Genomic DNA, 11,244 nt, shown 5'->3' on the forward strand with positions numbered 1-11,244 from the left:
GGCTGCGTGGCCATCTGCTGTGTGATACAGGCTTAGCAGATGGTCTCCTCACCCAGCCGGTACAGCTCCTCATTTACCTTCTGCAGTGAACAGCCGTGGTCGATGCAGAAGATGATGATGGCGTCGCGCCGGCTTTTGCAGTTGAGCGTACTCGACCCTGCCGCTGAAAGCGCACGGTTGGTCTCTCGAAGCGTCAAAGCCATGGCAAAGGCGATTTGCAGAACCTTGTTGCGCGAGGGATTACGCGCACCGGTGAAGATCTGGTATCCGAACGTCTCGTTCAGGTCGGCCATGCGCACGACGCGCGCCCGCTCGAGACTCTTTTTCTCGAGCATCTGCTGCAGGTATTCGGCGAGCGAGCAGGAGGGGAACTCGTGCTTGTCTATAAACGAGTCGATGCTCGGAGCATCAAGCAGCTCCTTGAGCACTTCCTCGGTCAGGCGTTCGGTCATTTGTTCTTACCTATCTCTATACTTCAAGTGACAATTCGGCACTGCTGATGAGTTCTTTGCCGCATACATCACCAGATCGTCTGTTCCGTTATACCGCCCCAAAACAAGTGGCAACTCTAGAATCCCGAGACGTCTGCAAGCTCCCAAGAATCCACTTCGCTTGGACTCACCGTCGAGTAGGCCTCATACTTCCACGTTCCGCCAGCCTTCAGATTGTTGGTGTTGGCAAGGGCGGTTCCAATCTGCGCTCCGTCGGCATCATATATGACGTATTCGACCTGGATGTAGCTCTTCTCCTCATCCGTATTGTTGGTCAGCGTGCCCGTAATCACGGCAGCATACTCGTTGGACGCATCGAGCTCCTCGTCGGAAATGGAATAGTCCGCCTTCTGTTCGGCCGAGTCGGCGGGATCATCGCTATCTTGAGCAGCCGGTTCACCGGATTGCACGTCAACGGTGGCAGATGACGCAGCGTCATCAAGTGCCGCGCTGTATACGCTCTGACTTCCCAAAACGAGCGCGACGGCAGCGATGTTGACAATGAGCGCGGCGATGGTCAATCCCTTTCCGGAACGTTTTCCGCGCATACAGCCGACAAGACCCACCAACGCGAAGATGAGACCGAGCGCCGCCAGCAGGAACGAAAGGTTGTTGATAATCGGAAGCAGCGAGGTCAACAGGGCAATAATCCCCAAGACGAGCGATGCTACCGCCATCGAGGATCGAGCCGGTTTGCCCGATACGTTCTGAGTTTCCATGAAACTGTCCTTTCCCTCTATATAGACACGGACGACGCGCCTGCGCCGTTCGCCATCGAATATAGGGAAAGGGTCAGGGGATTACATTAGCTCGCGGCTAATCTGAGGGCGCCGCTATGACAAGCTTGAACCGACAAGTTTGTACCTGGCACTATCTTGTCGGGCGACAAGTTTGTACCTGGCACCATCTTGTCGCTAGAGCAGCAGCAGGCTGCGGTAGGTTTCCACGCCGCGCAGCAGGGCGCGTTCGTCGAACATGAAGTCGCTCGCGTGCAGCGCCGCATCGGCGCAGCCCAGCTCGCCGCAGTCCGCCGCATCGCCATCCTCAGGTGCGCCCACGCCCAGCAGGAAGAACACCCCGGGCAGCTGACGCTGGTAAAACGCAAAGTCCTCAGCGATCAGCAGCGGCTCATCGATGCGCACCAGATCGGGTAGCGCGGCTGCGACCTCGGTGTAGAGCGCGGCATCGTTGGTCACCGGCGGATATCCTGCCGCGAAGTCAACCGTGGCGGTGCAGCCGGTCGAGGCGCACGCCTCATCGAGCGTCGCGCGGATCTCGCGCTTCGCCCGCTCGAACATCTCGTCCGAAAACACGCGCAGGCTGCCGGCAAGGTGCGCCTCGGCCGCCACCGCGTTGCACACGGTGCCCGCTTCGACCAAGCCGAACTGCGCGATGCAGGACTCCTCCTGCATCAGGCGCCGCATGAGCCAGCGCTCCGAAACCAAAAACCGTGCCGTGGCGAGCGCCGCATCATGGCTATCGACATCAGACAACCCATAGGTTTTTGCAATATGCAGGGCGCGCCCGCGGATGCTGATGTGGGTCTCGCTCGACCGCGCGAGCAGTGCTCCCGGACGCGACGCGACCGTGCCCCACGGCAGGTCGGGCCAGACATGGAACCCGAAGATCCGATCGACCGCGAACCGCTCGAACACACCGCTTGCGCAGACGCGCTCCGCGCCGCCCGTCGTCTCCTCCGCAGGCTGAAACACGAACAGGACGTTGCGGGGCAGCTTTACCTCGCCCGTGCGCAGCATCGTATCGACCCACGTAGCCGTCGTGAGCGCCATGGCCATATGGGCGTCGTGGCCACACGCATGCATGCGCCCCGCATGCTCCGATGCAAACGGCGCTCCCGTCGCCTCGCCTATGGGCAGGGCGTCCATATCGGCGCGGATGGCCACGGTGCGCTCGGCGCCCGCATCGAAATACGCGCAGACGCACGAGGGGATCGGATGCACGATCTCGCACGAAAGCTGTGCCAGCACCCGCTCGAGGTAGGCGACGGTGCACGGCAGGTCGTCGTCCAGCTCCGGTATGCGATGGAGGTCGCGACGGTAACGGACAAGCTCGGCGAGGACGGTATCGGTGTGGGTCATGGTCTCCCCCAGGCGCGCTGCATTGAATCGGTCCCAGTATACGTCGATGCCCTGAAACGTTTCCAACCGGTATCGCCGCAGGATTCGCTCTTGTTGAGCAAAGTGTTTCGTGTTAAGGTTCCTCCATTCGATAGAGGCGCGGGCACGATGGCGCGCGGGCGAGCCGGCAGGCGACGACCCCGCGCAAGGGCAAACCCGCCGAACTCGGCAGCCGGGCGCGGCGCGTCGGGTGGGCCTGCGGGAAACACCCTCAGGACTGTCTGCAACGATCTGCAGGAGCGCTATCCAGGAGGCATGATGCCAAAGACTCCCTTTGTGACAAAAGACCAGATTGTCGAGATTGCCGAGCAGTTCCCGACGCCGTTTCACCTCTACGATGAGGCGGGGCTGCGCCGCTGCGCGCGCGACGTGCGCGAGGCCTTCGCGTGGAACCCCGGCTTCACGGAGTACTTCGCCGTGAAGGCAAACCCCAACCCCCGCCTGATCTCGATCCTTGCCGAATACGGCTGCGGGTGCGACTGCTCGAGTGACACGGAGCTCATGCTGAGCGATGCTCTCGGCATCCGCGGCGAGCACATCATGTTCTCGTCCAACGACACGCCCGCCGAGGACTTTCGCCTCGCCCATCAGCTCGGGGCAATCGTCAACTTTGACGACATCTCGCACATCGATTTCTACGAGCGCGCGACGGGCTCGCTGCCCGAAACCGCCTGCTGCCGCTTCAACCCCGGCGGTCTGTTCCAGCTGGCCAACGGTATCATGGACAACCCCGGGGACTCCAAGTACGGCATGACCGAGCAGCAGCTCGCGCAGGCCCTGACCGAGCTTTCCGCGCGCGGTGTCGAGCGCCTGGGCATCCACGCCTTCCTGGCGAGCAACACTCACGGCAACGAGTACTATCCCGCGCTCGCGCGCATCCTGTTCGAGCTGGCGGTGCGGCTCGAGCGCACGACCGGCGTGCGCATCGGCTTCGTCAACCTGTCGGGCGGCGTGGGCATCCCCTATCGCCCCGACGAGACCCCTTGCGACATCCGCGCAATCGGCGAGGGCGTGCGCCGCGCCTACGAGGACGTCCTCGTCCCCGCCGGCATGGGCGACGTCGCCATCTACACCGAGATGGGTCGCTTCATGACGGGTCCGTACGGGTGCCTGGTGACCCGCGCCATCCACGAGAAGCATATCTACAAGGACTACATCGGCGTCGACGCCAACGCCTGCGACCTCATCCGCCCGGCCATGTACGGAGCCTACCACCACATCACCGTGATGGGCCAGGCGGGCGGCCCCGACAAGAGCGCCGCCGAGGCCACCTGCGTCTACGACGTGGTGGGCAACCTGTGCGAGAACAACGACAAGTTCGCCGTCGATCGCGCGCTTCCCGCTGTGGACACCGGCGACCTGCTCGTCATCCACGACACGGGGGCGCACGGCCACGCCATGGGCTACAACTACAACGGACGCCTGCGCCACGCCGAGGTGCTGCTGCGCACGGACGGCACCTGCGAGCTCATCCGACGTGCCGAGACGCCGGCCGACTACTTCGCGACCCTCGATGTCACCGATACCGGGAGGACCCTGCTCGCCCGCCTGCAGGATAAGGAGAACTGACATGGACATCCGCAACCTCGAGGGATCAATCGTCGCCCTCATCACCCCGTTTCGCGCCGACGGCAGCGTGGATTTCGACGCGCTCGGACGCCTGATCGACTTCCACCTGGACGCCGGCACCGACGCGCTGCTGCCGCTCGGCACCACCGGCGAGAGCTCCACGATGACGCACGAGGAGGACGAGGAGGTCGTGTCGTTCGTGGTCGAGCGCACCGCCGGCCGCATCCCCGTCATCGCGGGCTCGGGCTCCAACAGCACGCAGACCATGCTCGAGAAGAGCCTCGCCTTCGAGCGCCTCGGCGTTGACGGCCTGCTGCTCATCACGCCGTACTACAACAAGAGCAACAAGGAGGGCATCTACCGCCACTTCGCCACGGTGCTCGACGCCGTCAACATCCCCTGCATCCTGTACAACGTGCCCGGGCGCACCGGCTGCTCCATCAGCGTGGCCAACCTCGAGCGCCTGAGCGCGCACCCCAACGCGCTGGGCATCAAGGAGGCGAGCGGGTCGATCGCCTATGCGAGCGACATCGCGCACCTGATCGGTCCCGACTTCAAGATGTTCTCGGGCAACGACGACATGGTCGTACCGCTCATGAGCCTGGGCGCCTCGGGCGTGATCTCGGTGTGGGCGAACATCCAGCCCGCGCTCGTGCACGAGATGGTGCGCGCGTTTTTGGACGGCAACGTGGCGCGCGCCCGCGACATCCAGGTGCAGAGCCTGCCGCTCATCCACGCCCTGTTCAGCGAGGTCAACCCCATCCCCGTCAAGGAGGCGTGCGCGCAGATGGGTCTGTGCGAGGCCAACTACCGCCTGCCGCTCGTGCCCATGGCCGACGCTCACCGCGAGGCGCTCGTCGCCGTCATGAAGGAGGCTGGTCTGCGTGCTTAAGATCGCGATCATGGGCGACGGGCGCATGGGAACCCTCATCCGCACGACCGCCGAGGCGATGTGCGATGCCGACGGTGCGCACGCGTTTGAGGTGGTGGCGCAGTTCGGCTTTGACCTGTCAGGGGTCGACGGCGCGCCTGCCGCAGACGTGCTGATCGACTTCTCCAACGTCGGCACCCTTCCCGCCGTCATCTCCTACGTGCAGCGCTGCGGCTGCGCGCTTGTAAGCGGAACGACCGGCTACAGCGACGACGAGCTCGATGCGATTCGCGCGCTCGGGGCGAGCGCGCCGGTCGTGTGGTCGGGCAACTACTCCATCGGCGTTGCGGCGCTGCGCCATCTGACCGCGCAGGCCACGCGTGAGCTGCCCGGATTTGATGTCGAGATCGTCGAATGCCACCATAACCAGAAGGCCGATGCGCCGAGCGGCACGGCCAAGATGCTGCTCGACGAGGTCATGACCGCCCGCGCTGACGAGGTCCATGCCGTCTATGGCCGTCAGGGCATGTGCGGCGCGCGCGATGCGCACGAGGTCGGCGTGCACGCCCTGCGCGGCGGCACGGTCGCCGGCGTGCATACGGTGTCGTTTTTCGGCACCGACGAGGAGGTCTCGCTCACCCATCGCGCGACGAGCCGGCAGATCTTCGTGAACGGCGCCCTCGCCGCGGCGGCAAAGCTCGCCGTGCGCGAACCCGGCTTTTACACCTTTGACGAGCTGATGTTCTGAAATGGGTTGAGACGAACACGTCCCCAACCGACCCAAAATGGGTTGAGGGGAACACGTCCCCAACCGACCCATCCGTCCCCAGCCACTCCACCTTGGAAGGATTGATATGAACGCACAGGAGATTATCGATTTCATCGCTTCGGCGGAGAAGAAGACGTCCGTCAAGCTCTATGTACGCGAGCGCGCCGGCGCCGATATCGATTGGGGCGCCGCACATGTCTACGGCGGACCCGAGGGCCGCATCGTCTTTGGCGAGTGGTCTGAGCTCGCCGCGGTGCTCGACGCCCACAACGACGACATCGTGTACGCAGACGTCGAGTGCGACCGTCGCAACTCCGCCGTGCCGCTGCTCGACTTGAAGGGCGTGAACGCCCGCATCGAGCCGGGCGCGATCATCCGCGACCGCGTCGAGATCGGCGACAACGCCGTGATCATGATGGGCGCCGTCATCAACATCGGCGCGGTCATCGGCGCGGGAACCATGATCGACATGGGCGCGGTGCTGGGCGGTCGCGCCACCGTGGGCAAGAACTGCCACATCGGCGCCGGCACCGTGCTGGCGGGCGTCGTGGAGCCGGCGAGCGCCACCCCCGTCATCGTGGAGGACGGCGTCATGATCGGCGCGAACGCCGTGGTGCTCGAGGGCGTCCGCGTGGGCGAGAACGCCGTGGTGGCCGCCGGCGCCGTATGCGTGGAGGACGTCCCGGCCGGCGCCGTGGTCGCCGGCGTGCCCGCGCGCGTCATCAAACAGCGCGACGCCCAGACCGACAGCAAGACCGGCCTGGTAGAAAGCCTGCGCCAGCTGTAGAGGCGCACACATCCCGCCGATGGGGGCAGGTCGCCTGCGGTTGGCACGTCACAACCGCAGGCGACCTGCCCCCATCGGCGTAACCGGACCCGGCAACCAAGAATCGGCGCATTCCGCACCAGATTCGTGGTTTGCGTAACAACCACAACGAAACCCGTGCTCCGTAGGATTGAGTCAGCACTATCCGACGCGGATCAGGAGGGATTCGTATGGAGCAATGGGACGTTGTCGTCATCGGCGCGGGCGTGGTCGGCTCCGCCGTGGCACGCGAGCTCGCGCGCTACCGCCTGCGGGTCGCCGTGCTCGAGAAGGAGCTCGACGTGGCCTGCGGCAACAGCAGCCGCAACACCGGTATGCTGCACGCCGGATTCACCTACAAGCCCGGTTCCCTCAAGGCCGAATGCGCCGTCGAGGGCAACAAGGAGTTCGACCAGGTCGCCGCTGAGCTCGGCGTGCCGTTCAAGCGCACCGGCAAGCTCGTCGTGGGCTTCACCGACCACGACATGGAGAACATCCTCAAGTTCAAGGCCATCGGCGAGCAGAACGGCGTCGAGGGCATGCGCATCATCGACAAGGAGGAGATCGAGCGCATCGAGCCGCACGCCGGCGGCGAGTTCGCCATGTACGTGCCGTCCTCGGGCATCCTCGACCCCATGGCCTACACCATCGCGCTCGCAGACAACGCGGCGCAAAACGGCGTGAAGTTCTTCTTCGACCGCAAGGTCACCGCCATCGAGCGCTACATCGCCAACGACTGCTACCTCGTCCACACCCCTGCCGGCGCGTTCCGCACCAAGTGGGTCATCAACTGCGCGGGCGCCTACGCCAGCCAGATCTCCGAGATGCTCGGCTATCCCAACTACCCGGTTCGCGGCTTCAAGGGCGAGTACTTCGTGCTCGACAAGAAGGCCGGCGAGTTCCTGAAGATCCCCGTCTACCCCGCTCCCAACGATAAGGGCGGCTTCTCCACACACGCCACGCCCACCGTCGACGGCAACATCCTCGTGGGTCCGGACTCCTATGTCACCGAGGACTGGGAGGACTACAAGTGCACCAAGGACCATCTGGACGGCCTTATCCGCGATGGCTCCAAGATGTTCAAGCAGATGCGCCGTGAGTACTTCATCCGCAACTTTGCCGGCATCCGCTGGAAGCGCGTGGACGAGGACGGCAACGTGCTCGACTTCAAGCTCGAGAGCGACCAGCAGCACAACCCCAACACCGTCAACCTCGTGGGCATCGAGTCCCCGGGCGTCACCTGCGCCCTGCCGTTGGCGCGTCGCGCCGTCGCCCGCCTGGTCGAGGTCGAGAAGCCTCAGGTCAACGAGAACTTCGACCCGGTGCGCCCAGCTCCCAAGCGCTTCTACGACATGACGCGCGAGGAGCAGGCCGCGGCCATCGCCGAAGACCCCGAGTACGGCGAGATCGTATGCCGCTGCGAGACGGTGACGCGCGCCGAGATCCGCCGCGCCATCAACAACCCGCTCGGCGTCCACACGGTCACGGGCATCAAGAACCGCACGCGCGCCACCATGGGCCGCTGCCAGGGTGGGTACTGCGAGACCCGCATCACCGAGATGATCGAGCAGGAGCTGGGCATCGAGCCCACCGACGTGCGCTTCAACCACGCCGGATCCTATATGTTCACCGGACCCGTCCGCGGCGCGCAGGCGCCGGGCGAGGCCGCCGAAGGGAGCGTGAGCGCATAATGAAGCACGTGGACGCTGTCATCGTCGGAGGCGGTCCCGCCGGACTCGCCGCGGCCATCGAGCTGCGCCGCAAGGGCATCGACGACATCCTCATCCTCGAACGCGAGAAGAAGCCCGGCGGCATCCTGCGCCAGTGCATTCATGACGGTTTCGGCCTGACGCGCTTCGGCGAGACCCTCTCGGGCCCCGAGTACGCCGCGCGCTTCGTCCGCGAGGCCGAGGCGCTCCAGATTCCCTGCCTCACCGACACCACGGTGCTCGAGATCACACCCGACCGCCACGTGTACGCCTCCTCTTCGGAGCACGGCATGATGGAGTTCGAGGCCGGCGCAATCGTCCTCGCCATGGGTTGCCGTGAGCGCACCCGCGGCGCGATCAGCATCCCCGGCACCCGTCCGGCCGGCGTGTACACCGCAGGTGTGGCTCAGGCATACATCAACCTTAAGAACAAGATGGTGGGCCGTCGCGTGGTCATCCTGGGCTCCGGCGACATCGGCATGATCATGGCGCGCCGTATGACGCTCGAGGGTGCCAAGGTGCTCGGCGTGTTCGAGGTTCAGCCGTACGCGAGCGGTCTGCCTCGCAACGTCGAGCAGTGCCTGAACGACTACGGCATCCCCCTGTCGCTGTCCCACACCGTCACCGACATCCGCGGCACCGATCGCCTGGAGAGCGTCGTGATCTCGCAGGTCGATGACCACATGCAGCCAATTCCCGGCACCGAGCAGGAATACGAGTGCGACACCCTCATTCTGTCGGTCGGCCTCATCCCCGAAAACGAGCTGACCTGGATGGCCGGCGCCGAGAAGGATCCGGGCACGAGCGGCGCGGCGGTGGACGAGAACTACCAGACCACCGTTCCGGGCATCTTCGCTGCAGGCAACGTGCTGCACGTGCACGACCTCGTTGACTTCGTGTCGCTCGAGGCCGAGGCGCTGGCCGACGGCGCGGCGCGCTTCATCCGCGAGGGCTCCCTGCCCGCATGCGAGCTCGCCGTGCGCGGCAACGAGCTCGTCGGCGGCCTTACGCCATCGCGCATCAGCGGCACCGGCGACGTCACCGTCTCGTTCCGTGTGCGCCGGCCGCTGCGTAACTGCACCGTGGAGCTCGTGCAGGGCGACACCGTCGTCAAGCGCCGCCGCATGCCCAAGGCGCTGCCCGCCGAGATGATCCAGATCAAGCTCAAGGCAGACGATCTCAATCAAACCGACGACCTGGAGGTGAAGGTGTCATGCTAAGGGAATTCACCTGCATCATGTGCCCTCAGGGGTGCGACATCTCCGTCGAGCTGGACGGCACGACCATCACCAGCATCACAGGCAACAAGTGCGCCAAGGGCGAAGCATACGTCACGCAGGAGATCGAGAATCCCATGCGCAACATCGCGACCTCCGTGCTTATCGACGGCGGCGAGCTGCCGCTGGCGAGCGTGCGCCTGTCGAACGTCATCCCGAAGGACCGCATCTTCGATGTCATGGCCGAGATTCGCCGTGTGGAGCTCCCCGCCCCCGTCCATGAGGGCGACGTGGTGATCCACGACGTGTTGGGCCTCGGTGCAGACGTCATCATCACGAAGGACGTCGACGTCGCGTAAGCGATGGCGCGCACAATACACCATGAGACGAGCGGGGCGCTCCGGTTCGGCCGGGCGCCCCGCTCATTCGTATCGTTTTATGTTGTCTATGGACCAGCGAGAACCACTACCCCCGTTTAGGGGACGGTTTTGCTGTTCCCCTTTGAGTAGAGACGCGCATGCAGCTGATAAACCCGCTGGTAGAGAGACTGTCCAAAAAAGTGATACTCGGCAGGTCGTCCTAAATCCGTCCCCTAAACGGGGGTATTGAAATCTGCGCTCTCCCCGAGGCCCCTCAGCGCGCCCTAGCGGTTCTCGATGCTCCCGATATTCTTGAGCTCGATGGAAATCAGGCCGTTCGGCTCGTTGACGAACTGCACGTATTCGGTGTTGCGCAGCATCTCGGCCGGGAACGTGATCTCGATGCCCGTGTCCGTACGGATCTTATGGTTGCGCACCGCCGCGCGCTCCACCTGCGCACGCTCCACCGGAACGCGCTCGGGCAGCTGCTCCTCGCGCATCTCTGCCGCGAAGCGCTCGCGCATCGCGGGCTCGTCCTCGAAGATCTCGTCAGCCAGGTCCCATGGGGCAATCTCCTCATCCTCCTCGACGCGCTCCGCCACGACCTCCTTGGCGCGGGCGAGCGCCACCGCGCTGTTGGCGCCGTGCTCCTCGGCGACTTCTGCGACGATGCGGGTCACCGTATCGATGACCTCCTTGCCCGAGACGCCGGTGGCGCACTGCAGCAGGCCGTCCGGGATGATCATGGTGTCCGTACCGGCGATCTTGCGCTTCTTGTCCTGGTAGAAGATCTCCATCGAGCTCGCGCGCACGAGCGCATAGCTCGTGATCTTCTGCGAGGGGCTCGGCAGGATGGCGTAGTGGCGGGCGATGTCGTTGCGCACCTCGCCGCCCTCGCGCGCCACCTCGTGCATGAACGCCATGCGGCTGCCCATGAGCAGCACCGCGAACCACCGCACGTCGTCATCGTCGTCGAAATCGGCCACCAGGATGTCGGTCGACTCGGCCTTGTCGGCACGGGTGAGCTCGCCGGCGAAGAACTCGGCGATCTGACAGGACAGGTCCACGAACTCGCGGTCGCCGAATAGATACGCCTTGACCTCCTCGGCAAAGGCGCTGTCCTCGGCAAACGAGCCGCGCCTGTTGTCGGGGCTCACGCGGGCGCGCCGCAGATGCGAGGTCACAAACGAGCGCACCGCGCGGGTATCCAAATCGAGCTCGCGCGCGCTCATGACGTTGACCGCCGACTCGAAGTCGAGGATGTGCAGGATGGCATGGTTGATCTTCATGCAGAGGTCTCCTTTGCGTCGGGTAAG

At 64.6% G+C, this 11,244-nt stretch carries 11 protein-coding genes and 1 riboswitch; of the genes, 7 read left to right on the forward strand and 4 right to left on the reverse strand.

Annotated features, from left to right (window positions below):
* Positions 1 to 32: 32 nt before the first annotated feature.
* The 3 genes from QUW00_RS02950 to QUW00_RS02960 all read right to left on the reverse strand — a co-directional run bounded on the left by QUW00_RS02950 (position 33) and on the right by QUW00_RS02960 (position 2,590).
* Positions 33 to 452: an XRE family transcriptional regulator gene (locus tag QUW00_RS02950; RefSeq protein WP_289612907.1), complete on the reverse strand. Its 420-nt coding sequence runs from the start codon at positions 450 to 452 to the stop codon at positions 33 to 35.
* A gap of 116 nt (positions 453 to 568) precedes the next feature.
* Complete coding sequence (locus tag QUW00_RS02955; protein ID WP_289612908.1) at positions 569 to 1,210, reverse strand: FxLYD domain-containing protein; 642 nt, start codon at positions 1,208 to 1,210, stop codon at positions 569 to 571.
* 195 nt (positions 1,211 to 1,405) lie between these two features.
* On the reverse strand, positions 1,406 to 2,590 hold the full coding sequence (locus QUW00_RS02960) for an amidohydrolase (protein WP_289612909.1): 1,185 nt from the start codon (positions 2,588 to 2,590) through the stop codon (positions 1,406 to 1,408).
* 123 nt (positions 2,591 to 2,713) lie between these two features.
* Positions 2,714 to 2,882: riboswitch (Lysine riboswitch) on the forward strand.
* Between the two features lie 5 nt (positions 2,883 to 2,887).
* Here QUW00_RS02960 and QUW00_RS02965 point away from each other — a divergent pair.
* The 7 genes from QUW00_RS02965 to QUW00_RS02995 all read left to right on the forward strand — a co-directional run bounded on the left by QUW00_RS02965 (position 2,888) and on the right by QUW00_RS02995 (position 9,928).
* Positions 2,888 to 4,198, forward strand: coding sequence for a diaminopimelate decarboxylase family protein (locus QUW00_RS02965; RefSeq protein ID WP_289612910.1), 1,311 nt, complete (start codon positions 2,888 to 2,890; stop codon positions 4,196 to 4,198).
* A 1-nt stretch (position 4,199) separates the two neighbouring features.
* Positions 4,200 to 5,090 (forward strand): 4-hydroxy-tetrahydrodipicolinate synthase, encoded by an 891-nt coding sequence (gene dapA / locus QUW00_RS02970; protein WP_289612911.1) that lies wholly within the window; start codon positions 4,200 to 4,202, stop codon positions 5,088 to 5,090.
* Positions 5,083 to 5,817, forward strand: coding sequence for a 4-hydroxy-tetrahydrodipicolinate reductase (gene dapB, locus QUW00_RS02975; RefSeq protein ID WP_289612912.1), 735 nt, complete (start codon positions 5,083 to 5,085; stop codon positions 5,815 to 5,817). The genes dapA and dapB overlap by 8 nt, the downstream gene beginning before the upstream one ends.
* A gap of 106 nt (positions 5,818 to 5,923) precedes the next feature.
* Positions 5,924 to 6,625 carry a 2,3,4,5-tetrahydropyridine-2,6-dicarboxylate N-acetyltransferase gene (dapD, locus tag QUW00_RS02980; RefSeq protein ID WP_289612913.1) on the forward strand — a complete coding sequence of 234 codons (702 nt, stop codon included), beginning with the start codon at positions 5,924 to 5,926 and terminating at the stop codon, positions 6,623 to 6,625.
* Between the two features lie 209 nt (positions 6,626 to 6,834).
* Entirely contained in the window at positions 6,835 to 8,334 is a 1,500-nt protein-coding gene (locus tag QUW00_RS02985) for an NAD(P)/FAD-dependent oxidoreductase (protein WP_289612914.1), read from the forward strand.
* Entirely contained in the window at positions 8,334 to 9,572 is a 1,239-nt protein-coding gene (locus tag QUW00_RS02990) for an FAD-dependent oxidoreductase (RefSeq protein ID WP_289612915.1), read from the forward strand. Before QUW00_RS02985 ends, QUW00_RS02990 begins: the two co-directional genes overlap by 1 nt.
* Positions 9,566 to 9,928 carry a DUF1667 domain-containing protein gene (locus QUW00_RS02995; RefSeq protein WP_289612916.1) on the forward strand — a complete coding sequence of 121 codons (363 nt, stop codon included), beginning with the start codon at positions 9,566 to 9,568 and terminating at the stop codon, positions 9,926 to 9,928. Before QUW00_RS02990 ends, QUW00_RS02995 begins: the two co-directional genes overlap by 7 nt.
* 284 nt (positions 9,929 to 10,212) lie before the next feature.
* On the opposite strand, the gene QUW00_RS03000 is transcribed toward QUW00_RS02995, so the two are convergent.
* The gene (locus tag QUW00_RS03000) at positions 10,213 to 11,217 is read right to left on the reverse strand and encodes a nucleoid-associated protein (protein ID WP_289612917.1); all 1,005 of its coding nucleotides are present in this window, start codon (positions 11,215 to 11,217) and stop codon (positions 10,213 to 10,215) included.
* Positions 11,218 to 11,244 lie beyond the last annotated feature (27 nt).

It is taken from the genome of Collinsella tanakaei (genome assembly GCF_030373545.1).
Classification (GTDB): Bacteria; Actinomycetota; Coriobacteriia; order Coriobacteriales; family Coriobacteriaceae; genus Collinsella; species Collinsella tanakaei_C.